This is a genomic window from Hymenobacter defluvii (assembly GCF_017589435.1).
In the GTDB taxonomy this organism is placed as follows: Bacteria; Bacteroidota; Bacteroidia; order Cytophagales; family Hymenobacteraceae; genus Hymenobacter; species Hymenobacter profundi.
Map to the genome: position 1 here is coordinate 205362 of NZ_JAGETX010000005.1, position 24954 is coordinate 230315.

Annotated in this window: 20 protein-coding genes; 13 read left to right on the forward strand and 7 right to left on the reverse strand. The window is 59.7% G+C overall.

Going from position 1 to position 24954, the window contains the following annotated elements; translation table 11 throughout:
• Positions 1-100: 100 nt before the first annotated feature.
• On the reverse strand, positions 101-1666 hold the full coding sequence (gene treA, locus J4D97_RS11230) for an alpha,alpha-trehalase TreA (RefSeq protein WP_208307662.1): 1566 nt from the start codon (positions 1664-1666) through the stop codon (positions 101-103).
• 255 nt (positions 1667-1921) lie between these two features.
• On the opposite strand from treA, the gene J4D97_RS11235 reads away from it, so the two are divergent.
• The 3 genes from J4D97_RS11235 to J4D97_RS11245 all read left to right on the forward strand — a co-directional run bounded on the left by J4D97_RS11235 (position 1922) and on the right by J4D97_RS11245 (position 4991).
• A complete protein-coding gene (locus J4D97_RS11235; RefSeq protein WP_208307663.1) occupies positions 1922-2728 on the forward strand; it encodes a hypothetical protein in 807 nt (268 codons plus the stop codon).
• Positions 2729-2977: 249 nt separating this feature from the next.
• On the forward strand, positions 2978-3295 hold the full coding sequence (locus J4D97_RS11240) for a hypothetical protein (RefSeq protein ID WP_208307664.1): 318 nt from the start codon (positions 2978-2980) through the stop codon (positions 3293-3295).
• 58 nt (positions 3296-3353) lie between these two features.
• Positions 3354-4991, forward strand: coding sequence for a catalase (locus tag J4D97_RS11245; protein WP_185282085.1), 1638 nt, complete (start codon positions 3354-3356; stop codon positions 4989-4991).
• A gap of 399 nt (positions 4992-5390) precedes the next feature.
• On the opposite strand, the gene J4D97_RS11250 is transcribed toward J4D97_RS11245, so the two are convergent.
• Positions 5391-6323 (reverse strand): cation diffusion facilitator family transporter, encoded by a 933-nt coding sequence (locus J4D97_RS11250; RefSeq protein WP_208307665.1) that lies wholly within the window; start codon positions 6321-6323, stop codon positions 5391-5393.
• A gap of 142 nt (positions 6324-6465) precedes the next feature.
• On the opposite strand from J4D97_RS11250, the gene J4D97_RS11255 reads away from it, so the two are divergent.
• Positions 6466-7821 carry an NAD(P)/FAD-dependent oxidoreductase gene (locus J4D97_RS11255; RefSeq protein WP_208307666.1) on the forward strand — a complete coding sequence of 452 codons (1356 nt, stop codon included), beginning with the start codon at positions 6466-6468 and terminating at the stop codon, positions 7819-7821.
• Here the strand turns inward: J4D97_RS11255 and J4D97_RS11260 are convergent.
• The 3 genes from J4D97_RS11260 to J4D97_RS11270 all read right to left on the reverse strand — a co-directional run bounded on the left by J4D97_RS11260 (position 7818) and on the right by J4D97_RS11270 (position 10789).
• Complete coding sequence (locus tag J4D97_RS11260; RefSeq protein ID WP_208307667.1) at positions 7818-8822, reverse strand: glycoside hydrolase family 43 protein; 1005 nt, start codon at positions 8820-8822, stop codon at positions 7818-7820. The genes J4D97_RS11255 and J4D97_RS11260 overlap by 4 nt on opposite strands.
• 173 nt (positions 8823-8995) lie before the next feature.
• Complete coding sequence (locus J4D97_RS11265) at positions 8996-9439, reverse strand: hypothetical protein (RefSeq protein WP_208307668.1); 444 nt, start codon at positions 9437-9439, stop codon at positions 8996-8998.
• A 93-nt stretch (positions 9440-9532) separates the two neighbouring features.
• Positions 9533-10789, reverse strand: coding sequence for a BamA/TamA family outer membrane protein (locus J4D97_RS11270; RefSeq protein WP_208307669.1), 1257 nt, complete (start codon positions 10787-10789; stop codon positions 9533-9535).
• Positions 10790-10968: 179 nt separating this feature from the next.
• Between J4D97_RS11270 and J4D97_RS11275 the strand changes: the two genes are divergently transcribed.
• From J4D97_RS11275 to J4D97_RS11305, 7 genes are all read left to right on the forward strand, one after another.
• A complete protein-coding gene (locus tag J4D97_RS11275; RefSeq protein ID WP_208307670.1) occupies positions 10969-12417 on the forward strand; it encodes a Gfo/Idh/MocA family protein in 1449 nt (482 codons plus the stop codon).
• A 229-nt stretch (positions 12418-12646) separates the two neighbouring features.
• On the forward strand, positions 12647-13672 hold the full coding sequence (locus J4D97_RS11280; protein ID WP_208307671.1) for a GRP family sugar transporter: 1026 nt from the start codon (positions 12647-12649) through the stop codon (positions 13670-13672).
• Between the two features lie 285 nt (positions 13673-13957).
• A complete protein-coding gene (locus J4D97_RS11285; RefSeq protein WP_208307672.1) occupies positions 13958-14584 on the forward strand; it encodes a response regulator transcription factor in 627 nt (208 codons plus the stop codon).
• Positions 14585-14698: 114 nt separating this feature from the next.
• The gene (locus J4D97_RS11290) at positions 14699-16321 is read left to right on the forward strand and encodes a Na+/H+ antiporter (RefSeq protein WP_208307673.1); all 1623 of its coding nucleotides are present in this window, start codon (positions 14699-14701) and stop codon (positions 16319-16321) included.
• 551 nt (positions 16322-16872) lie between these two features.
• The gene (locus tag J4D97_RS11295; protein WP_208307674.1) at positions 16873-20478 is read left to right on the forward strand and encodes a patatin-like phospholipase family protein; all 3606 of its coding nucleotides are present in this window, start codon (positions 16873-16875) and stop codon (positions 20476-20478) included.
• Positions 20429-21190, forward strand: coding sequence for a LysM peptidoglycan-binding domain-containing protein (locus J4D97_RS11300; protein ID WP_208307675.1), 762 nt, complete (start codon positions 20429-20431; stop codon positions 21188-21190). The genes J4D97_RS11295 and J4D97_RS11300 overlap by 50 nt, the downstream gene beginning before the upstream one ends.
• A 114-nt stretch (positions 21191-21304) precedes the next feature.
• Positions 21305-21970, forward strand: a complete 666-nt coding sequence (locus J4D97_RS11305) for a hypothetical protein (protein WP_208307676.1) — start codon at positions 21305-21307, stop codon at positions 21968-21970.
• 10 nt (positions 21971-21980) lie between these two features.
• Here the strand turns inward: J4D97_RS11305 and J4D97_RS23865 are convergent, their stop codons facing one another.
• Positions 21981-22928: an HNH endonuclease gene (locus J4D97_RS23865; protein WP_208307677.1), complete on the reverse strand. Its 948-nt coding sequence runs from the start codon at positions 22926-22928 to the stop codon at positions 21981-21983.
• A gap of 38 nt (positions 22929-22966) precedes the next feature.
• Positions 22967-23941, reverse strand: coding sequence for a GlxA family transcriptional regulator (locus tag J4D97_RS11315; RefSeq protein ID WP_208307678.1), 975 nt, complete (start codon positions 23939-23941; stop codon positions 22967-22969).
• Between the two features lie 170 nt (positions 23942-24111).
• Between J4D97_RS11315 and J4D97_RS11320 the strand changes: the two genes are divergently transcribed.
• Entirely contained in the window at positions 24112-24657 is a 546-nt protein-coding gene (locus tag J4D97_RS11320) for a dihydrofolate reductase family protein (protein ID WP_208307679.1), read from the forward strand.
• A gap of 42 nt (positions 24658-24699) precedes the next feature.
• Positions 24700-24918, forward strand: coding sequence for a hypothetical protein (locus J4D97_RS11325; RefSeq protein ID WP_208307680.1), 219 nt, complete (start codon positions 24700-24702; stop codon positions 24916-24918).
• The last annotated feature ends 36 nt before the right edge of the window (positions 24919-24954 follow it).

Genomic DNA, 24954 nt, shown 5'->3' on the forward strand with positions numbered 1-24954 from the left:
CAGTGTAGCTACGCGAACAACACAACCCGCACCATATTATAACAATCAAGGAGTCACATATACTATGTGATATATAGTGGTGCCTAGCAGCTTACACCCACTACTTCTGGCGTTGCTTCTGCTCGTTGAGAAGTTTTAGCAAGACACCGTTGGTCCAGCCGAAGCCATCTTGCAAAGGGTACTCGCCACCACCCGCGGTTTTGTGAATGTCCTCCACGTTGTACTTCTCAAGCAGCTTGCCGGTTTCCCGAAACACGCGCACGTTCAGGCTGGTCCAGCGGTGGGCTACGGTATCGGCCAGGGCGTGGTGCTGGTAGCGGCGCAGGCCCTGCACGGCCAGGTATTGCAGGGGCGCCCAGGCGTTGGGCGCGTCCCACTGCTGACCGCTTTCGTTGCTGGTAGTAAGCAGGCCCCCATCGCGCAGAAACTCGCTTTCGAGGCGGCGGGCGGCTTTGCTGGCTTGCCCCTTGGTCGCTACCCCGTAGGCCAGCGGAAACACGCCGGCCAGGGTATGGATGCTGGCCCGGCGTCTCTCCGGCAAATCATAATCGACGTACCAGCCGGCCTGCTTGTCCCAGCAATAGCGCTGAATAGCCTTCTCCCGCGCCTTGGCCTTTTGTGCGTAGGCAAGCGCCTGGGGTTTATTTCCTTCCTGTTCATAGACACGGGCCAGGGTTTGCTCCAGCACCAGCAGCAGGCAATTCAAATCGACTGGCACTAGATTGGTGGTTTCGATGGTAGCCATGGTATTGGCGGGACCAAACCAGCGCGTACTGAAATCCCAACCCGAGGCGGCGGCGGCGCGCACATTGCGGTAAAACTCCGGCAGCGGCTGCCGCGTGAGCTTGCCCGCTGCCACGTCCTCGGCGTAGGACTCTTCGCGGGGCTGGTCGCTGCTGTCCCAGTAGCGGTTCAGCAGTTCGCCCTTGGGCATGCGCACGGCGCGGCGGGTAGCAGTGCCGGGTTGCAGGGAGTCGGCGCCGGCCATCCAGTAGGCGTACTCCTTCTCAAGCTGGGGGCGGTAGCGAGCCAGGGTAGCGGGCGTGCCTTCGGCCTGGGCCAATAGCTGCACCATCTGGGCAAAAAACGGCGGCTGCGAGCGGGTGAGGTAGTAGGTGCGGTTGCCGTTGGGAATGAAGCCTACCTGGTCAATCAGGTAGGCAAAATTGTCTACCATATCGCGCACCTGCTGGGTGCGGCCGGCCTCTTGTAGTCCCAGCATGGTGAAGTACGAATCCCAGTAGTACACCTCCCGAAAGCGCCCGCCCGGCACTACGTAGGACTTAGGCAGCGCCACCAGCGACGAGTAGGGCGGCGCCGTAACCCGCGCCGGGCGGCGCAGCACCGTCCAGAGCGTGTCGAGGTGGGCCCGGATGCCGGCGGCCACGTTGCTGTGGTAGGTGGCAGTGTCTTCGGCGGGCAGCGCGAAGTAGCGCTGGGTAAAGGCTTTCAAGTCGAAGCCGGGCTGATCCTTTTCTCGTTGGTAGGCGCTCATCACCTCGGCCGGCGGCACGGTGGGCAGCAGGTCCACAAAGGTTTTGTTGTCGGGATACACGCGGCCCAGCTGCACGGCCTCAAACAGGCCGGGGTAGAGCTGCCGGGGCGAGGGTTGGGCATAGGCCACACCAGTAGCCAAGAGCAGAAAGCAGAGCAGAACGTTCTTCATCGTCATCGTGGGTAGTGTCGGGAAGGGTATCTGCGGAAAACGCAGCCACGGCGCAGAAGTTGGCACATCCCCTACCCTGCTCTCTGTGCTTGTCCACAGTTCGCTTTACTTAAGGCCCTGAGAAGCACGCTTGTTCCTTGTCGTACTGGTCGTTATATGCACAATATCAAAATCTTTTTATATTACCATAACATTATCAACACATTACGTAAAAGAGAACCTTTCCCTAGCCTTTCCTATACCTCATCCTACTCTATGGAAAACACCTCAACCCTAGAAAGAATGCCGCCGGTTACGTCCATTCATACTCCCTCTCAGCTAACCAGCAAGGGTAGAGTGGTACGGGCTTTTCCCAGCGCCATTTTCAAGTATTTGCTCATTGGGTTTGGCATTTTGGTGGCCATGCAGTTGCTGATTGTGGCGGAGTTCATGAATGACATCCGGCCCGGTCGCCTATTGTTCGAGAAGTTTTATTTCGACCGCGAGGCCAACTTTCCGGCTTTCTTCTCGGCGTTCATTCTCTTTTTCTCCTCGCTTCTGCTGGCTGTTATTGCTTCTTTGAAGCGGCAGGACCAGGATGGTTTCTGGCGGCAGTGGCAGGGGCTCAGCTTCGTGTTCCTGTTTCTGGCCCTCGATGAAAGCGTGAGCTTGCACGAACTCCTGATTGAGCCCCTGCACAACATGTTCAATCTTACAGGCTACCTGCGGTTTTCGTGGGTGATAGTGGGCGGACTGTTTGCGGTGGTGTTTGCGGTGGCCTACCTCAAGTTCCTGTTCTCGCTGTCGCCACAGATGCGGTTGCGCTTTATTCTGGCCGGGGCCGTGTTCGTACTGGGCGCGGTGGTGTTTGAAATGCTGGGCGGCAACTACTTCACCGACGGCAACCCCGACCCGACCACCGACAACCAGACGCCTACCTACCTCGTCATTATGACGCTGGAAGAGGCATTCGAAATGGCGGGTATTCTACTGTTCATTTCCACGCTGTTTGCCTACATCAAGCAGCACTACAATAAGCTCATTATTTCCGTTGAGCAGCCTGGAGAAGTGGTAAGGGTGTGAAATGGCGAGTTGTGACGTAGAAAAAATTCTGTCATCCTGAGTGCAGCGAAGGACCTTCTCACGCTAGGGTCCGTAAACCAGGAAATAGCAAGGCCGTCATGCTTCGCAAACCGCGGCAGGACGGCCTAATTGTTTGCTGTATACTTGCTTCCAAACGATGAATGCCGGAGCATGGCGTTCTAACGTGAGAAGGTCCTTCGCTGCACTCAGGATGACAGACGCATTTTCTTTCACCATTTCACTATTTCAATGCCTGATTTGCTGCTGACTGTAGCGCATAGCTTCCGGGTGCCGGGGCTGGGCATGGTGGCGATACCCGCCGAAGCAGCTCCGCTTCTCCTACCCCTAAACCTGCACACGCCCTTGGCGGTGACGGTCATTTTTCCGGACGATCATAGTGAATCTGTGACGGCCACTGTGGAGGAGATTGAGCACGTAGGCACCACCCGGCGCGGACTTTTATTGGAGTTCACAACACCTACTTCCCTACCCCCTGGCACCCGTGTCGTATCAACGGAGGCTATGCTGGTATCGAATAATTCAATGGGAAATCCGTACCTTTTCTAAACTCAAGTCAGTTTATAGCAGTTATTTCGGGGCACCAAAACCATCCAACATTACCACTATGGCAGACGAAACCAACAACGGCCAGCACACGCCCGCCGACGGTACCGGCACCGCCGTGAACGGCGTAGGCTCTTCGCACGACCAGCGCACCGCTGACGGCGAAAACGCCCAAACCCTGACCACCCGCCAGGGCCACCCGCTGACCAACAACCAGAACCTGCGCACCGTGGGCAACCGCGGTCCGGCTACACTGGAGAACTACCAGTTCATTGAGAAAATCAGCCACTTTGACCGCGAACGGGTACCCGAGCGCGTGGTGCACGCCCGCGGTGCTGGTGCGCACGGCACGTTTGAAGCCTACGGCAAGGTAGGCGACGAGCCCATTGAGAAATACACCCGCGCTAAGCTGTTCAACACCAAAGGCAAAGAAACGCCCGTGTTCGTGCGCTTCTCTACGGTGGGCCACGGCGGCCACTCGCCCGAAACCCTGCGCGACCCGCGCGGCTTCGCGGTGAAATTCTACACCGAAGATGGCAACTGGGACTTGGTAGGCAACAACCTGAAAGTGTTCTTCATCCGCGACGCGATGAAGTTCCCAGACCTGATTCACTCGCAGAAGCCCGACCCGGTGCACAACCGCCAGACCGGCGAGCGGATTTTCGACTTCATCTGCAACACGCCCGAGGCGATGCACATGGTATCGTTCCTGTTCTCGCCCTGGGGCATTCCGGCCAACTACCGCCAGATGCAAGGCTCGGGTGTGAACACCTATAAGTGGGTGAACAAGGACGGTGACGCCGTGCTGGTGAAGTACCACTGGGAGCCCATGCAGGGCATCAAAAACCTGACCGCCGGCGAAGCCGAGAAGATTCAGGCCAAGAACTTCAACCACGCTACCCAAGACCTGTACGAGAACATCAAGAAGGGCAACTTCCCTAAGTGGGAGCTGCGCGTGCAGATCATGTCGGACGACGAGCACCCGGAGCTAGACTTCGATCCGCTTGATGACACCAAGATTTGGCCCGAAGACCAGTTCCCGCACCTGCCTGTGGGCATGATGACGCTGAACAAGAACCCTGAGAACTACTTCGCGGAGGTAGAGCAGGCGGCGTTCGGTACCGGCGTACTGGTAGACGGCCTCGATTTCTCGGACGACAAGATGCTGCAAGGCCGCACCTTCTCCTATTCCGACACGCAGCGCTACCGCGTGGGTGCCAACTACCTGCAACTGCCCATCAACGCGCCTAAAAAGCACGTGAGCACCAACCAGCGCGATGGCCAGATGACCTACCACGTGGATTCGGCCCCTGGCCAGAACAACCACGTGAACTACGAGCCTTCGTCGCTGAACGGTCTGAAGGAGGCCCCCCGCTCGGCTCCCGACCACACGCCGCAGTACACCGGCCGCCTGGTACGCCAGACCATCGACCGCGAAAACAACTTCAAGCAAGCCGGTGAGCGGTACCGCACCCACGAAGACTGGGAGCGCGACGACCTGATCAACAACATGTCGGGCGCACTGGCCGATGCCGCCGAGGTGATTCAGCAGAAGATGATTGAGCTGTGCACCAACTGCGACCCCGAATGGGGCCAGCGCCTGCGCGACGGCATTGCCGAGAAGAAGAGCATGATGATGAAGGACGAAGAAGCCGTGGAGCAAGCCGAAGAGCTGGCCCACGATGCCAAGCCGTACTAACTCGTTCGTAGCTTATTTTGAAAAAGGGGGCGCTGACAAAAGTCAGCGCCCCCTTTTTTTGTTGGAATTTTGAAGTAATGAGAGAGGCTGTTTGGGTTAGCGGAAAAGGTATCTGAAACGGTGTAGAGACGCATACTTGCGTCTCGTCGTTGAACGCCAACCACCCAAATCGTTCAACGACGAGACGCAAGTACGCGTCTCTACACCGTTCAGTGGTAACTCAAACCAGTTTCTAAACAAAAGTGTCTGTCATCCTGAGCTTGCGAAGGACCTTCTCACGGTAGAACGAGTCGTTGTTACGCTTGTCGTTCTACCGTGAGAAGGTCCTTCGCAAGCTCAGGATGACAGACGCTTTTTCTACTGCACATTCAGCACTTCACAATCTCACAACTTCACCATTTACTCCATCGGCTGGATAAACACGTGCTTGATGTGCGGCAGCTTCTGTTGCACGGCAGCCTGCACGCGCACCACGGCCGCCGCTACCTCCTGCGCCGACTGCTCCGGCTGGAACCGCACGCGCACTACTACCAACAACTCCTCCGGCCCTAGGTAGCTGGAAAGCGGTTCTTCAGCCGCGACAACGGCTTTGTCTTCACGTACCACTTCGGTCACGTGTTGCAGCACGTCGGCCTCGGCAGGTTCGCCCATCAGTAGGCTTTTGGTTTCGCGTAGCAGCAGGCCCGCCACAATCAATAGAATAACGCCAATGCCGAGTGAGGCTACCCCATCGAGGGCGGGCATGTTGAGGGTATGGCTGAGGTAGACGCCTAGGAAGGCCACCGATAGGCCCAGCAAGTCGGCCGCATCTTCGAACAGCACGACAAAGGTGCCGGGGTCTTTGCTGCTGTGGAAGGCCCGCCAGAACCCTACCCCCCGGCGCTGGGCGTTGAAGGTGCGGCGGGCCAACAGGAACGAGCCGCCATCGAGCAGAAAGGCAATGCCCAGCACCCAGTAGTTCCAGGTAGGGTCGCTGAGAGGCTCGGGGTGACGCAGGTGCTCCACGCCTTCGTAGAGCGACACGCCCCCGCCAATCCCAAAGATGCACACCGACACCACAAAAGCCCAGAAGTACAGCTCGCGCCCGTAGCCGAACGGCCGGCGCGCATCGGCGGGGCGCTGGCTGCGACTCAGGCCTAGCAGCAACAGCCACTCGTTGATGGTATCGACCAGAGAGTGAATGCCTTCTGACAGCATAGCCGAGCTGCCCGTGAAATAAGAAGCCACAAACTTGACGATAGCAATGGCCAGATTAGCCGCCAACGCCCCAAAAATGGCGATTTTGGAAGAAGGCTGTTCGGGCGCCGCCGACTCGGGAGTAGTAGAATTCACGCGGGAGAGGAGAATAGAACGTGGAAATGGCTATACGCAAAGGATGCCTGGCGGGCTGCAGCCCGCCTGTCGTTGCAACAGTAGCTGGACTTTTGAGGTATAGGGTAGCAACCTTTTCCCGATTCTCTTTAACTACTTCAGCATGGAAGATTTAGCCAAACTAACAGACCTCGGCAAACCCCGTGTGGTGATAGTGGGAGGCGGTTTTGCCGGTCTGGAGTTAGCCAAGCAGCTCCGCGACGTGCCCGTGCAGGTGGTACTCATCGATAAGCAGAACTACCATAACTTCCAGCCTCTGCTTTACCAGGTAGCCACGGCGGGCCTCGATGCCAGTGATATTGTATCGCCCTTCCGCAAGATCCTGGGGCGGCAGAAAAACTTCTACTTCCGCATGGCAGAGGTGCAGTCGGTGGATGCTGATGCCCATGTGCTCCAGACGTCCATCGGCCTGATCAATTACGATTACCTGGTTATTGCAACTGGCTCTACCACCAACTACTTCGGCGACGACCAAATGGAGGCAAATGCCATTGCAATCAAGTCGATAGAAGATGCTATTGAGCTGCGCAACACCGTGCTGGCCAACTTCGAGAAAGCTCTGCAAATGGGCGACGCCGAGCAGATGAACAGCCTGCTGGACTTCGTGATTGTGGGCGGCGGTCCTACCGGCGTAGAAGTGGCTGGTGCCCTCAGCGAATTGCGCAAGCACGTATTTCCTTGCGATTACAAGGAACTGGATTTCAAGCAGATGGATATTCATTTGATCCAGAGCGGGCCGGTGTTGCTGAAAGGGATGTCGGCGGAGGCTTCGCAGAAATCGTTGGAATACCTGGAGGAGTACGGCGTGAAAGTGGTGCTGAACAGCCGGGTGAAGTCCTACGATGGCTACACTGTGACGCTCAGCACCGGCGAAACCCTGATTACGCGCACGCTTATTTGGGCGGCCGGCGTGACGGGCTCCCCCATACCCGGCCTGCGCCCCGAGGCTTTATTGAAAGGCAATCGGTATAAGGTAGACGAATACAGCCGCGTAGAAGGCTACACCAATGTATTTGCCCTCGGCGACATTGCCTCCATGCAAACCCCGGAGTTTCCGGAGGGTCACCCCATGGTGGCGCAGCCAGCCCTGCAACAGGGCCGGCTGTTGGGCCACAACATCCCCCGCCTGCTGAATGGCCAACCCTTGGAGCCCTTCCGCTACGACGACAAAGGCGCTATGGCTACCGTGGGCCGCAACCGCGCCGTGGCTGACCTGAAGCTACCCGGCGGCAAGGATTACCGCACGCAAGGCCTACTGGCCTGGCTGATGTGGACGTTCATCCACGTCATTTCGCTGGTGAGCTTTCGCAACCGTTTTGCCGTGTTGCTCAACTGGACCTGGAGCTATTTCAGCTACGACAAAGGCGACCGGTCTATCATTGGCAAAGCCAAGGACCCGTTGCGCGTGAAAATAAAGCCTCCAGTAGAACAAATGGTGACCGAGCCACTGAAGGACTAGGACTTTTCTTCGCTTATTGGCGCCGGCTGCGGCGTGTGGGTAGGGTGCCCGTCGGGCAGTAGGCGGGGCCAGCCGTTTTCGTACACCACGCGGTCTAGCAGCATAACGCGCCGGGAGTAGCCCTGCTCATCGTTGATGGCATCAAAGGTAGGCTGGCGCGGGTCGATGGCGTGGTAGGCCAGCCAGTCCTGGCCGGCCGCATCGGTGATAAGGCAATTGTGGCCAGGCGCATGCCAGTGCGCGTTGCCGGTGAGGATGGTACTGTCGGGGCGGCCGGTGGCCTGGGCCAGCGTTTCGAAAGGACCGGTGGCGTGGCGGGCACGGGCTATCATTACGCCGTAGTGGGCATCGGGTCCACAGCAGTTATTGCCGGAGTAGAACAGGTAGTACCAGTCGTTGCGCAGCACCACCCAGCTACCCTCAATCAGGTGCTGGTACTCATCGGCGCTACCCGGCACGTCGGGCTGTACTAGCTCTACTTCCTGGCTATTAGGCGCAAACAACAGCCGATCGGGTGCCAGTTCGCGCACGCGCAACGGCCCGAAGCCGGAGCCCCAGTACAGCAGCCGTTTGCCAGTAGCGGGGTCGTCGAAAGCCATCGGGTCGATGTGCTCGAAGCCGGTTTCACCACAGAGCAGCGGCTCGCCATTGTCTACGAAGGGGCCAGCTGGGTGCTCGGCGGTGGCTACGGCCAGGCAAAGTCCGGCGCCGCTATCGGGCTGGGCCGAGTAGTAGAGGTAGTAGCGGCCATCTGCCTCGCTCACGTGGGGCGCCCACAGCCGCTGGGTGGCACTGGCCCAGCGGGGCTTGTGGGGTAGGGCCTCACCCAGCCACTCCCACTGCACCAAATCTTGCGAGCGGGCCACCTGCAAGTTGATAATCACCCCGTCGCGCTTGGTTTGCGTGCCGTAGGCGTAGTAGAATCCGTCTTTTGCCCGGATAATGGTAGGGTCCGGAAAATCGTCGTCGAGAATGGGGTTGGTGTAGGTAGGAATAGACATGGTGGTGAGACAGTGAGGTGGTGAGTAAAAAAACGTCTGTCATCCTGAGCTTGCGAAGGACCTTCTCACGCTGACACGAGTCGTTGGTACGCTTGTCGTTCTAACGTGAGAAGGTCCTTCGCAGGCTCAGGATGACAGACGTTTTTTTATTCACCACCTCACCTCTCACTACTTCATAACCTCACCATTTCACCCTTCCTCATCGGGCAGTGGGAGTCGAGCCAGGTGATGGCGGCTTGCTCCTCCAGAAAGCGACCTATCTGGTAGGGTAGGGTATCGAAGTAGGACAGCGGCAAAAGCGACGTATCGGCTTCCAATGCCTGCAAATGCACGGGCGCCAGCAGAAAAGCCAGATGCACCCGGCCTTGCAGCCGGCTTGCCAGCTGCGGATAAAACACCTCCATCATCCATGGAATACCGTTCTGGTTGGTATGGTCGCGGCGGCGGGCATCAATCAGCCAGCGCATGCACCCGCAGGTGGTAGCGGCATTCAGCATCAGGTTGTAGCCTTGCTGCATTTCTGCCAAAGCAGGATTGCGCATCCACCGGCCTACCAGCAGGTCCAGATCGGCCCGATACGTGAGGTCTAAGTAGTCCGGCGATAGTAGCTTATCCATAAGTGAAGGGCAGGAAAACAGTGCGGTATAGTAATCGTTGGCAGGCCACCAAAAATGCGGCCAATTAGCACTATTTTCAGGATAAGCTACCGCCTAAAACACCTCGCCCACATTGAATGACAGCGCCCGCGAGCCGTCAAACCCAAAGCCGTAATCGATGGACAGGTTGGTGCGCGAGAGCTTGTTCATGGCCACGCGCAGCCCTACCCCCACGGCGGGCACCACCTTCTCGAATTGGTTGGTAGCGGGCTCCGATATGGTTTGTGCATTGCCGAACGCTACGCCGCCTAGCAGCCGGTTGCGCGTGATGCGAAACCGATACTCGGCCTCGGCATACAGCATGTCTTTGCCCCGAAAGCGCCCCTGTATGAAGCCACGGCCAGTATTGTTGTAGGTATCCCAGCCCGTGCTGGGCAGGTCGAGGTAGGGCGGCGTGCCTTGCAGCGTGATGCTATTATACGACCACAGGGCTAGCATATTGCCGGAGCCTTCGCGCAGGCGCAGGTAGCGGCGGGCCTCCAAGAGTAGCGTTTGGTAAGTGACGGTGCTTCCCAACAGCTTCAGGTTGGGGCGGTAGAGCAGATTTACATAAGCGCCGCCCGGCTGGGGGTTGATGGCGTTGCCGCGCGAGTCGTAGAGCAGGTTCAGGGCCACCCCCGACGACACCGACGAGCCCGTAATACCTTGCTCGTAGCCCGAAATGCGGGCTACCTCCTGCCCGTAGCTAGTGCTTTCGATGCCCCAATGATAATCGAGCTGGTAGCCCAGGCCGCCGTAGAAGTTGGGCAAGATGCGGCGCAGCATGGTTTGGTAGATGCGCAGGTAGTCGAACTCCATGTTCACCACGCCGCGGCGGGTGCTGGTGCGCGTGCCCAGGCCGTAAGTGTTTTGGGGGTAGTGCATCAGGCGCCAGTCGCCAATCCAGTTGATGCGGTTGTCGGGCGTCCAGATAGAGGACGTGGCCGTCAGAATCACCTGCTTGTTCTGCGTTACGGCCAGGGCCGACACCAGCGTGGAGATGTTGGCGCCGGGTTTCTGATACGCCACATTGCCAGCCACTTGCAGCAGCCCGCGGGTTTGCAGCGTGTAGCTGACAACGGGAATGATGGAAACAAAGCGGTGGCCGCTTTCCAGCGTCACGGTGGTGTCGCGGGCGGCGGGGCGCAGGCGCGGGAAGAAATACGTCAGCACGTCGCCCAGGTCGCGCCGGTCTTCATCGGAGGTAGCGGCCGCGGGCGCGCCGGGTTGCTGCCGCAGCGTATCAGCCGTTTGGGCACGCGTCGGCACTACGCCCGCCAGCAACAGTCCACTCAGCACCCACCACCAGCGCGAAAACAACGGCAAAACCATACGGCAAAATCAAACAAAAACTATGCTCTACGCTCGTGCTTGCGGGGCGCTTCGTCCCATCAACCGCGCCGCTACCCGAAAGTTATGTACCACGCAAGGCAGTGGGTCGGGCATTTCTTTTTGGCAGATCCTCGTACACTCCCCTTGTATCCTGTCTTCTCCATTTCACCTATCACCCTATGTCTTTCACCAACGAGCTATTGAACACCGTGCTGCGCGAAGCCGGGCGGGAAGTATCACGCAAGGAATTTCTGAATCTAGCGGGCCGTGGCCTGGCCGTGGGCGTGGCGGCCGGCACCCTGGCCAGCTGCCAGGATAAATCGGGGGCTGCAAGTGGTGGCACTGCCGCGGCTACCGTGCCCACCACCGGCACGCCGGCCTCTCAGGTAGACGCCTCTACCACTTACACTGCCCCCGACGGACAGAAAATTCCGTCGTCGGAGGCCGTGTCGCCGCCCGCCAAGGTGCCCGCCGATGTGGAAAAGCCCATCGAGCTGGAAGCTTGGAAATCGGATGTAGACCCCCAATCCGGCCCTACCCCTACCCCCCTGCCGCCTGACCGCCGGGTAGGCTACGCGTTGGTGGGCCTGGGCCACCTCACGCTGGAGGAGCTGCTACCCGCGTTTGGGGAGTGCAAGAAATCGAAGCCGGTGGCACTGGTCAGCGGCTCGCCGGAGAAGCTGAAAAAGGTAGCTGCGCAGTACGGCATAAAGCCCGAAAGCTGCTACAGTTACGAGAACTACGAAAAGCTGAAGGACAACCCCGAGGTGCAGGCCATTTACATTGTGCTGCCCAACTCCATGCACGCCGAGTACGTGATTCGAGGGGCGCAAACCGGTAAGCACATTCTCTGCGAAAAGCCCATGGCTACCTCGCCCGAAGAGTGCCAGGCCATGATTGATGCCTGTAACAAGGCTAAGGTGAAGCTGATGATTGCCTACCGCATTCAGTACGAGCCTTACAACCGCCAAGTGCGCGACATGATACGCGACAAGAAATACGGCGAGGTGCAGTACATACAAGCCCAAAACAGCCAAAGCTCGGCCAACCCCGACCACTGGCGCCACAAAAAAGCCCTGGCCGGCGGCGGCGCCCTCCCCGACATTGGCCTGTACTGCCTGAACACCTCGCGCTTCCTGCTCGGCACCGAGCCGACCGAGGTGTTTGCCTACTCCTACAGCACGCCCGGCAACCCGTTATTTAAGGAGGTAGAGGAGATGATGTCGTTTCAGCTGCGCTTCCCCAACGGCGTGGTCGTCGATAACATCACGCACTACAACACCCATGACTCGCGCTTCTACCGCGTGAACACGCAGCGGGGCTGGCTGCACCTGAACAACGCCTACGCCTACACCGGGCAGCAGCTGCAAACCTCGCACGCCGAGGGCAAGGCCAAGATGGAAAATCACATCACCATTCCCTCCAAAAACCAGTTTGCCGCCGAAATGGACCACTTCTCGGAGTGCATTCTGGACAACAAAAAGCCCCACACGCCCGGCGAAGAAGGTTTACAAGACCACCGCATTATGGCAGCCATCTACCAGTCGGCCCGCGAGGGTAGGCCCGTGAAGCTGACTCCCGTGCAGGGCACCGACGTCTTCCGCGGCCCCGAGCCGAAGGAAGCGTAGGGTAGGGTTGAGGTATGGTAATGGCGCGGGGCTGTGCCCCGTGTCTACTATTCGCAGGCCTCTGGCCTGCCGTCGTCTGCGCCACTAGGAACGCTTGAGTGCATTGTTCTGGCGATGCAGGCCAGAGGCCTGCGAATAGTAGACACGGGGCACAGCCCCGCGCCATTACTGTACCTCGTACCATTTAGTGCGACTACAGCATTATTAGTTTCTTCCCTATCCCACTACCATGTTTATCATCGAGCAAACCGGATTAGCCATTGGCGTTTGCCTACTCGCCATGCTATGCTGGGGTTCATGGTCGAACGGACAAAAGATAGCCGCCCGCGATAAGGTGCCCATCACCCTGTTTTACCGCGACTATGTGCTGGGTATTGTGCTGTGGGTGGTAGTGGCGGCTTTCACACTGGGCAGCCTAGGAGAAGACGGGCGGCCGTTTCTAGAAGACTTGCGCAAGGCCGACTGGGCCATGTTGGGCCTGGCGCTGGCGGCGGGCGTGGCGTTCAACCTGGGCAATCAATTGCTGGTAGCAGGCATTCAGGCGGCGGGGCTGGCCATTGGTATGCCCGTGGGCACCAGCATTGCGCTGATACTGGGGCTGATAGTAAACTACCTGGCCGAGCCTGAAGGCAACGTAGCCCTGTTAGCTGCCGGCGGGGCGGTGGTATTAGTTTCCATTGCGTGCAGCGCCTTCGCCTACCTCAAAAAGGAAGCCGACAGCCAAGACGGTGAAGATGACGCCGAAGGCAGCAAAACCAAGGGCCTGCTGATTGCAGGCTCTGCTGGCTTGGCCAACGGGTTCTTCTTCTGGTTGATAACTACTTCTCTAGCCTCCGATTTTGCCGACCCCGAACGCGGTCAGCTTACGCCCTACACGGCGCTGGTGGTGTTTGCGCTGGGTATGGTCATCAGCAACTCACTATTCGAGCAGATCCTGCGCCGCTTTGCCGACAAGCCCGAAGCCGCCCAGCTCCGCTACCGCGATGTGACCACCCGCCACCATTGGGTAGGGGTAGGCAGCGGCCTGCTCTGGGGCCTGGGCATGACCTCCTTGCTGCTGGCTTCCACTGAGGCCGGCAATGCCATATCCTTCGGCATCAGCCAGGGCGCTACGGTGGTAGGCGTGCTCTGGGGCTTATTTGCCTGGCGGGAATTTAAGGGTGCGCCTACTACAGCTTCCCGCTGGCTGTGGGTTATGGGCGGTACTTATGTGCTGGGAGTAGGCTTGATTGTAGCGGCGCGGCTGGGTAGCTAACTAGTACCGAGAGGGTAGGGCGCCGCACATAGCGGCTCGCTGTTGCGGAAAGCAACGCTGTTCGAGAAATCAGCCTGTCAGACCGACCTAATGTATTGTGTACTTGCTACAATACCACGGCCTAAATATATTCATACTATATATTTCGCAAATACCATATAGTAGGTATTGCCAAGGCTTCTGTAAAGATAGAATTTTAGCCACTACACCAATGGCAACGGCCGCAGCATTTATTCAGGCTAACGCGTTGGTTTCCAATCTCCACCCTTAACCAGCTAGGTGGTTATGGCTACTCCTTCTTTTTCCGTTTTGGTGGCGGCTACGCCCTCTTTGCAGCGCTACGGGCTGCTGGCTACGCTGCACGAAGCCTGGCCGGGCCTCACCACCGATACTACCGCCGACGCTAGCCAACTCACGTACTTGGTGCGGCAGCATAACTACAACCTGGCCATTATAGATGGCCTGCTGCCCGGCCTGCTGCTGCCCGAGCATTTGCTGCCGCTGTGGCCCCGGTTGCCGGTGCTGCTGCTCACGGGCAGCCGGCTATCCGCTATGGTGCGGGAACAGCTGTTGCAGGCCGGCACGGTGGCGCTACTCCCCTACCATACTACGCCCGAGCACATCATAGAGGCGGTGGAACGGCTGCTGCGCGACCCGCGTAGTGCGTTGCTTACTTCCCCCGTGGCTACGCGTCGGACCGCGGCGCCTGCCACGGCTTTCAGCCGCCGCGAGCTGGAGGTGCTGCGGCTGGTAGTGGCCGACTGCTGCAACCAGGAAATTGCCGACCGTCTCTACTTGAGCGTGCGCACCGTGGAAAGCCACCGCCGGGCGCTGTTGCAGAAAGCTGGCGCCAAAACGCTGGTGGGCCTGGTGGTGCAGGCCGTGCGCGAGGGCTGGGTAGCAGTAGCCTGATGTGGCGTTGCAGCACCTGAGAAGGCGGCCGCTCTCGGGGCGGCTCTGTGCGAGTAGCGTTTTTGCCGGGTAGCGCCTACCTTCCGGCGTCTCACGCTCGCCTACCCGCTGCCCATGCTCCCCCACAACCTACACGCTACCATTCTGCTTATTCTGGGCCTGCTGCTGGCCATGTTGCTGCTCGTGATGCTAGGGCAGAAGCTGCGCATCTCCTACCCTATTTTTCTGGTGCTGGCCGGCCTGGCGCTCAGCTTTGTGCCAGGGCTGCCCCGAATAGTCATCGACCCCGACCTGATTTTCCTGATTTTCCTACCTCCGCTGCTCTACCAGGCGGCCTGGGAAACCTCCTGGAAGGACTTCTGGCGCTGGAAACGGCCCATTCTGCTGCTGGCGCTGGGGCTGGTATTCTTTACTTCTACCCTGGTGGCCTATGCCTCCCGCCGCCTGATTCCGGGGTTCACGCTGCCGCTGGGCTTTTTGCTAGGCGGTATCATTTCTCCGCCCGATGCGGTGGCGGCCACCTCTGTGCTGAAGGGTGTGCAGGTGCCGCGGCGCATCACCAGCATTCTGGAAGGCGAAAGCCTCATCAACGATGCCAGCAGCTTGATTGTGTTTCGCTTTGCCCTGGCCACGGTGGTATCGGGCACGTTTGTGTGGCAGGAGGCCATTAGCAGCTTTCTGCTGGTGAGCGGCATGGGCGTGGTGGTAGGACTGGTGCTGGCCCACGGCTTCTACCTCATGCACCGCTACCTGCCCACTACGCCCAGCATCAACACGGTACTCACGTTCATTGCGCCCTATGGCATGTATCTGGTGGCCGAGGAGTTTCACTTCTCGGGCGTGCTGGCCGTGGTGAGCGGGGGGCTGCTGATGTCGTTTCGCTCGCACCGGGTGTTCGATGCCGATACCCGCCTGCAAGCCAACAGCGTGTGGGCCAGCGTGGGCTTTGCGCTCAATGGCCTGGTGTTTATCCTGATCGGGCTGGAGTTACCCCAGGTGGTAGAGGGGCTAGGCTCCTACTCCCTACCCCAGGCCATCACCTACGGCCTACTCATCAGTGCCTTGGTCATGCTGATTCGGTTGCTGTGGATGTTTCCAGCGGCATTTGTGCCGCGCTGGCTGAGTGCCAGCATTCGCGCCAGCGAAACCAGTCCCGGCTGGCAAGGACCGGTGGTGATAGGCTGGGCCGGCATGCGCGGCGTGGTGTCGCTGGCCTCGGCGCTGTCGGTGCCCCTGCTGCTGACGGATGGGCAGGCATTTCCGCAGCGCAACCTGATTCTGTTTATCACCTTCGTGGTGATTCTGGTTACGCTGGTATTCCAGGGCCTCACGCTACCACTGGTCATCCGCCTGAGCGGCGTGGGCCAGCTAGAGGAGCCTATACCGGCCGAGGAGCAAGAAGCCGGCATTCGGCTGCGCCTGCGCCGCGTGGCACTTCACTACATGGCCCAACACTACGCCGCCGACGTGCAGCACAACGAGCTGATTCGGGCGTTGCAGCAGCGCATGCAGGCTGAGGCCCAGCGCACTGGCAACCTGCTCGAAGCCCTCGACTACGACGAAACTAAGCGCCAGGCCCTGCAACGCTACCACCAGGTGCTGCTGCACGTGCTGCGCGTGCAGCGCGAGGAGCTGTTTGTGCTACGCCACGAGGATGTGTTCGATGAAGAGATGTTGCGCCACCAGGAAGCCCAACTCGATCTGGACGAGGCCAAAATCAGCCACATGCCGCATTAAGATGGGGTAATTAGGTTGTCGATGCGATAGGGAAGTTGATCAATAGGTAGGCGCGGTGTAGAGACGCATACTTGCGTCTCGTCGTTGCTGATGTTGTTTGATAGAACGGTACTGACGCGAGTTATTCAACGATGAGACGCAAGTATGCGTCTCTACACCGTGCAGTACTGTCGTGCTTGCGCGACTTACAAAACAGGCCCTTTTATTTCTGCGCCTTCTGCGGGCTATACACGCCTGTACCACGCACCACCTAAAATTCAGTAGTGACACGGTAAAATCCGGTGTCGGAAACAGCCAGTTTTGGAGCAAGCATGACGGCGGGAAGGCTGAAGAAGGACTGATAGCCGCACAGGTACCTATGGCGGCGGCACACCGCACATGCAGCTAAACTTTTATCGTAGTTCATCATGATTGCAAGGCCATCTACCACGAAGTTCGGTAACAGCTAACAGCAATAGACAGCCCGCTGGCTCAGCTTATTAGGTACGCGTTGTCTGTCGGGCGCATCGGCGCATCCGGCACTATGTATATACTTTGTAAAGTAACGTGTCATGGATGTAGCAACCGAATTATCTACGCGCCTTGCGGGCTACGTGGGCTTGGTGCAGGATGTGCTGGCGCTCTTATCTGACGATGAACGGACGGCCCTCAACCTCACCTCCACGCTCCAGCGTCCCGACTTGCTTGCGCTCCGCCTACCCCAGGATGCAGGTCCGTTGCGGGTGCATTTGCTGGCCATCCTAGGTGCCTACCCCGGCCTGCTAACGGGCGCCCTGGAAATGGCAGCCCCCGACCAGCACCTAAGCCTTGCCGACAAACACCACCACGATACTCCCGAAACGCGGCAGCTGCAACAAGATCATCTGCTTGCCTTTGTGGCGCAGGTGGAGCGGCTGCTAACCCACGTGTTGCTACCCCGTCGGGATTTCCTCCGAGACAGCCTTGCCAAAAAGGCCGGCATGTCCGGGCTATCGGCTATGGCCGCCTCACCACCGCCCGACCACTGGCGCTATGCCATTCGGGCGCTGTTGTATGCAACTCCCAAAATCAGGGTGGCTGTGCTCGATGCTCTGGCGCCGTATGAGCCCATTCTGGTTGCCAAGGCCCGGCAAGTGCTGGAGCAGCGCAAAGCTGTGGGTCCAGAAGGGAGAAGAAGGCTGCTCACCGACGACCGATACCGCGACAAGGTGCTTGGTGCGGGCAAAAGCTCCCTACCCTTTGAGGTGGTGTTTCGGTGCGAGCTGAAGGAAGTAGAGGCCCGCCGCAATGCCCGGCCAGAAAACCGCCACTATCAGACCCCGACCCTACCCGAATCGTTCGACGCCTGGCAGCGGGCCGACGGGCTGGGCCTATGCGGCCTGGCTTTCTCGGGCGGCGGCATCCGGTCGGCTACCTTCAACCTGGGCATTTTGCAGGGCCTGGCCGGCAAGGGCTGGCTGCCGCGGGTCGACTACCTCTCCACGGTCTCGGGCGGGAGCTACCTGGGGGCGTGGTTTTCGGCGTGGGTGAAGCGCGCCGGCTCCCTCGACAAGGTAGTAGACCGCCTGTGCCCCGACCTCACCCCCGAGCCCCGTGCCGAAGAAGTGCGTCCTATTCGCTGGCTGCGCATGTACAGCAACTACCTCGCGCCTAACCCCAGCATCATGTCGCAGGACTCCTGGACCATGGGCCTCACCTGGCTGCGCAATGCGCTACTGAATCAGCTGATTATCGTGCTGGCCCTAGGAGCGGTAGTAGCGCTGAGCATTGCCTTACAACATCTATGGCGCGGCCCCACAGGCTGGACGCAGCAGCCCAGTGGCTGGGCTGCGCTGCTCACGGTGCTCACGCTGGGCGCGGGCCTGGCGGGCGGCTTTGGCATGAGCATGTACAAGACCGGTCACCGCTGGCCGCCTCGGCTGCGCGTGCGGCGCCTAGTAACGCTCACGCTGCTGCTGAGCATGGTGGGGGCCTTTTTAGCTAGCGCCCTCATGGTGCACTGGCTGCCGCCTACCCTGGCCCTCCCGGCCCTACGCTGGACGGCCTACTGGCCGGTAGGCGCCTGGCTGGTGGCCACCCTGTTTGGCGTGCTACTGTTTATTGCCGTCATCGGGCGCTACGACCGTTGCTTCTACAACGTAGAAGACCAGCTGCCTCGCAAGCGTTGGAAAAAGCGGCTTGCCTGGGTCTGGATTAGCTTTTGGAGCCTGCTGGCGGCGGTGGTGGGGCTGGTAGCCTTGCTGGCGGTGTGGCACGGGCTGTTCACGCTGTTTCATTACTCACTTTCGCCCAATCCTAATCAGCAGCCCGGCATAGGGGCATTCGACTACTTTGCGCGGGCTACCGATACGCTGTTTTATCAGGTGCTGCGGCAACGGGTGGCGCCGTTTACCCCGCTGTACATGGATCTGGCTTTTTTGCTGGGGCTGCCGCTGGTGCTGGAAGCGCTGGCCGTAACGGTTATCGCCCGTATGGCGCTGCTGGGCCGCAACTTCCCCGACGAGCGGCGCGAGTGGTGGGGGCGCCTGGGGGCCGTCATCAACCTGACGGCCGTGCTGTGGTTGGTGGTAGTAGGCAGTACTTTCGTGGGGCCCTACCTGTTCGAGGTTATCCAGAACAGCCTAGCCGCCAAGGTGGCCGCCACTGGTTGGGCAGCCTTGGTGGCAGCCGCAGTGCGCTGGGCGTATAGTGCCCGCACCCCCGCCCAACCCGACCAGCCCGGCGCCAGCTCCTGGGTAGACACCCTGCTAAGCGTAGGCCCCTACGCCTTTGGGCTGGGCCTACTGCTGCTGATTGCAGCGCTGGTAAAAACGTTACTGGTACAAGTTGAGTGGGTCATTGTCGATGAGGCCCTGCGGGCGTTTGCGCTGGCCGGCGTGCTGGGCGCAGTGGCCTTGCTCCTGGCCTGGCGCATCGATGTCAATGAGTTTTCGTTGCACCACTTCTACCGCAACCGCCTCACGCGCGCCTACCTGGGGGCCTCGCGCAGGCGCTCCGAGCGCGCCCACACTGCCAACCCCTTCACCAGCTTCGACCGACTAGACGACCTTAAGCTGTGTCGCCTGCGCCGACACGACCCACTCCAATTCGACAAGCCCTATGACGCGCCCTACCTCATCATCAACGCCGCGCTGAATGCCACTGTGGTAACGGACCTGGCCCGTCAGGACCGCAAGGCCGAGTCCTTCGTGTTCACGCCCCACTACTGCGGCTTCGATTTCACGAGCCTGCGGGCCGTGAACCCTACCGTGCCGTCGGCCGACTTTGGCTACCGCCCTACCCGCCAATACGCCTACCCCGAGGGCAACGGCCCGGCGCTGGGCACAGCCCTTACCATATCCGGGGCGGCCGCCAATCCCAACTGCGGGTATAGCTCGTCGCCGGCTTCGGCTTTCCTGCTCACGCTGTTCAACATCCGGCTGGGGTGGTGGATGGGTAACCCCTGGCGGGAAGATACCTGGCGCCACTCGGGCCCGCGCCTGGGCCTGCTCTACCTGCTGAAAGACTTGGTGGGCCGCTCCGGCACCGACGACCGGTACGTAAACCTCTCCGACGGCGGCCACTTCGACAACATGGGCGTGTATGAGCTGGTGCGCCGCCGCTGCCGCTTTGTTATTGTGGGCGACGGCGAGGAAGACCACCTGTTTTCGTGCGAGGGACTGGCCAACGCCATCCGCCGCTGCCGGGTGGATTTTGGGGTGGAAATAGACTTAGACGTGACGCCCATCACCAACCGCACCAACCGGATTTCCAAGCGCCATTATACCATCGGCACTATCAGCTACCCCGAAGACCCACCGCGCCAGCCATCGGGGCGCATCCTCTACCTCAAGTCGTCGCTGACGGGCAACGAGCCGACCGACATACGCGAGTACGCCGAGAAGAACACCGATTTCCCGCACCAGTCCACGGCCGACCAATTCTTTAACGAGTCGCAGTTTGAGAGCTACCGGCGGCTGGGGCTGCACCTGGTAGAAGAGCTAAACCGGAGCGTACCGCTCGCCCTGGGTCCGGGCTGCTCGCTGACGACCGTGTTCGATCAGCTCCAGCAGACCGTAGCGCCCCCGCCGTCTCAGAAGCCGGTTATCAAGCACCGTATTCACACACACGCCAACCATCACTACCACTATGCCCATTACCGCTACCTACGAAATCAAACCGGGCGACACACTGGCTAAAGTCGCGGCCAAGTACAAGCTGACGCTTAGCACCCTGCTGGCAGCCAACCCGCAAATCACCAACCCAAACGTTGTAGTGGTGGGGCAGCTGCTGGTTATTCCGAGCCGCGTGCCCGACCCCGCCCCTACCCTTACCAACTACGACGGCCTCACGCCCGCGCCCGGTACCATTGAAATCAACGCGGCTAAACTCATTCACCCACCTCTCACCAACGATGAAGCGGCCCGCACGGTAGCAGTATACACCGAAGTCATTGACCAGTTTGCTGTGGGCAAAAATCCGCGCTACCGCCCCCGCGACGGCAACACCTATTGCAACATCTTTCTTTGGGATGTGACCCGCGCCATGCACTGCGAAATTCCGCATTGGGTGAATGCGCAAGGCAGTCCGGCCGAGCCGTTTCAGGCTGGCGCCAACGAAATGAATGTGAATGGCACGCTCACGTGGCTCACCAACCAGGGAACCCGGCACTTTGGCTGGCAAACGGCCGATGCTACTACCGCCCAACGTTGCGCCAACGAGGGCCACCCGGCCGTGGCGCTCTGGCGCAACCCCACTGGCGGCCACGGCCACACGGCCGTGGTGCGCCCTGGCGCGTTGCTAGCTGGTCGTGGTGCGGCTATTGCGCAGGCTGGCCGCCTCTGCTTCAACCTAGGCCACATCAAAGACGGTTTCGGCAACCTGACCCCAAAGTTCTACGTGCATGGGTAAGAAGCACTTGACGAAAGGGTAGGCGAAATCTCTCCCGAGCGTCTAAGGCCTGCGCGGCGTTCCTGACCGCCGCACAAAACGAAAATCCAAGACCCTAAGCCCCCAAGACCCAACATGGCGACTCTTCTCCAACCCGATACCGTATTTGAGCCCTCGGCCGTGCTGGGGCAGCAGGCGCTGCTGGGCAACCTCAGCCGGGAGGTGCTACCCATTACCACCCAGGCTGTGCGCATGAGCCTGAAGTCGGTGTTCATCAACCGGATTCGGGAGTTGGGGAGAGGCGAGATTCAGGTAATTAGCGTGGTGACGGATGGCGTATCGGCGGAGCCGATCCAACTGTGCTCGGAGGTGTACCGAAACGTTAGAAGGCGCACGTCCCTACCCATTGGCCCCGGCGGCATCACGCTCTACCGCACCCAGGCCGAGGGCAAAATCCCGCCCTTTCTGGACTACCGCATTCTGGTGATGGAGCTGGACGATGACGCCCGTCAGGCCGGCGACCTGCTGGACCAGGTGCGCCAGGACAGCCAGTTTCAGAGCTTCCGCGACTCGCTGTTGCAGGTCACCACCTTCACGGCGCCGCAAATTGCCCTCATCGGCGCTGCCACCGACTTCACCCTCAACATCATTGCCAAGCTCCTGAAAGCCAACAAAGACGACCAGCTGTATCTGCTGCGCGGCTCCTTCGACAACGCTTTCGATGACCTGGGTGTGGGCTTCGGCGAGATAACCCAGGGCAACCGCAACGTGACGGTGAAGTATCAGGTGGAGTCGGTGTAGCGTCGCAGCCCTACCCTCGCTGCATCCGCAGGTTCTCCTGTCCCGGCCACCACGCCCGCTCTGGGGGTAGCCGCAATTGCCGGCCTGCAAACTGCTGTATGCCGTGCTCACCTCCATTTAGCTCTCCGAAATCGTGAGCCACTTGCACGCGGTACTCCTCATCCACCCAAAACAGCTTGCGGTCGAAAGCGCGGTGCAGGGTAGGCGTAAGGGCCAGCCCGTTGGGCAAGGTGTCGTTGTGGCTGATGGCCCAAGGGACAATGTGGCAGGCATCGAGCAGGGGCGCCACGGCCCCACGCGTACTTACCAGTTTCAACCCCGACACGGCGCAGGTGTGGTCGTAAGCTTCCAGCACCACACGCTTAAACAAGCCACTGCGCACGGCAGTATCCAGCTCATCGGCCGGCACCACGCGGCGCTGATACACGGCAGCAGGCTCCTCCAGCATCTGTTGCCGAATGGCCTGTATGGCCTGAGCGCCGGCCGTTGGTTGGTAACGGAAACGCGTTTGTGGAAAGTAGCGCAGTAGCAGTGCCTGACGCAGCGCCTCGCGGGCGGCGGGGTCCTGCAGCAACGCCCACAACTCAGCATCCAGGGTGGCGTAGTCCACGGTGTCGCGCAGGCTGCGGAAGCTTTTCACCGAGCGCGAGGCTGTGAGCAGCACTTCCAGGCCCGGCAGCGTGCGCAGGTGCCAGAACCCGTCGCCAGAGAGGTGGTAGAAGGGTAGGGAAAAATTGTTGGCCCGAAACAGCTCGGAGGTGCTCAGGGCGCGGCAGAGGCTGCGGAAGTTGGCCAGCAGCTCCGGCGTGATGTAGATGCGGTTGTCGAGGATAGAGCCGTCGTCGATGCCCTCGAGCACGGCCAGCAGGAGGGCAGGCTTGTAGGGCGCTTCGCCGTGCTGGCGGCTGCGTGCCACACGCAGGTGGGTGAAGCGGTGGCGGTAGTGGTTGAAGTTCACACTCGAAAAATAGTGTGTTATAATAAAATGTCAGCCGCCTACCCCACCACCCTACTATACTTCTCCCGATACTGCTTCGGCGACAGGCCCGTTACGCGCTTAAACATCAGCCGGAAGGCTTTCGGATCGGTGTAGCCTACGCGGTACATCACCTCATTCACGTGGTCGGCCGATGATTCCAGGCTGTTCTTGGCCGCTTCTACCTTCACCCGCTGGATGTACTCGACCACCGAGTTGCTGGTGGCGCGTTTGAAGCGGCGCTCCAAGTTGCGGCGGCCAAGTGCCAGCAGGTCGGCCAGCTGATCCACGGTTATTTTGTCCTGGTAGTGCGTTTCGATGTAGGTCTGCGCCCGTTTGATTAGCTCGTCGGCGTGGTTTTTCTGCCCGTTGAACACCACGAAGGCCGACTGGCTGACCCGCGCCATATCAATCTGGAACACCTTGGCGCAGAGCACGGCCATTTCGCGCCCCGCGTATTTCTCTACCAGGTAGAGCACCAGATTGAGGTAGGAAAATGCCCCGCCGCTGGAATAAATACCGTGCTCGTCGGTGAGGAGGCGGTCTTCTACCAACTCCACCTCCGGAAACATGCGCCGGAAATCGGGGGCAGCGGCCCAGTGTGTGGTGCACTGCCGGCCCGCCAGCAGACCAGTAGCCGCCAGCAGAAACGCCCCTACACACAGGCTGGCTACCTCGGCCCCGCGCTGGTGTTGCTGCACCACCCAGGGTAAGAAGGCCTTGTTGTGTTCCAGCGCCAGGGCCAGGTCGCCGTCTACGGCCGGGATGATAACGAGGTTGGTGTGCGCTGGGTCAGGTAGGAGGTGGTCGGCCGCTACGGTGTAGCGGCCGCCACACACGGGCGTGGCGGGCTCCAGGCCTACCAGCCGCACGGCAAATAGCGGGGGGCGCCCCATGCGCTGCAACAACGCATTCACCTCCGAAAACACCAGTCGGGGGCCTTCAATGCTTCCCAAAATAGCTCCCTTCGGAACCAGAATCGAAATGTGTTTCATGGTACGTTCGCTACGATGTGGCGGTGTCGCATTTACCCCTGATTTAGTCGGAATTACCCCCCAAACGCAAAGGCTATTTTACTAATTTTGTTGGCAACAACACCGGAAATATAGCCAATATTTCCATGCCAATTAGCAAAATATCTTTCAACCAACATATTTAACTTCCGATGAGCAAAGTAGCCGTTGCCATGTACCTCACGCTGGACGGCGTGATGGAAAATCCTGCCTGGACCGCGCCTTATTTCGATGAGGAAGTATCTTATTTTCAACAAGAAGTTATGTACGACTGCGACGCTCTGCTGCTGGGCCGCGTTACCTATCAGGCGTTTGCGGCCGCCTGGCCCGCCATGCCAGACGCCCCCGGCGCCGACCGCATGAACAGCCTACTCAAGTTCATGGCCTCTATTACCCTAACCGCCACAGCGTGGAACGCTACCCTGCTGCGCGGCGACGTGCCCGCGGCCGTTCGGCAGCTCAAGCAACAGCCCCATCAGAACTTGCTGGTGTATGACAGCGGCCGGTTGGTGCGCACGCTTATGCAGCACAACCTGATTGACGAGTATCGACTGATGGTGCATCCGCTGGTGTTGGGCAACGGGCAGCAGCTATTCACCCAGGGTATTGCGGCGACTCTGCAATTGCAAGAAGCTCGGCCCACTGGTTCCGGTGTGCTGCTACTCACCTACCACCCTCAACGCACCAAAGCCGAGTAGGCCAGTGCGCATCCGATGGTTTCATGCAATTGACTTTGCGCTATGGTAGAAGTTTTCAAAACCAACGTCCGCACCCGGCACCATGCCCGGCAGCTGGTGCGCCAAATTCACGTCACCTTCGCCCATTACCACGCCAACTTTGACCTGGACGACTGCGACCGAATCCTGCGGGTGGAGTGCGTCAGCGGCTTCGTGCTCCCCTCCTGCCTGATTAAGCTGCTGCGCGATGCCGGCTTCCAGGCCGAAGTGCTGCCAGAATAAACAAAAACGCACTGCCTGATTTGGCAGTGCGTTTTT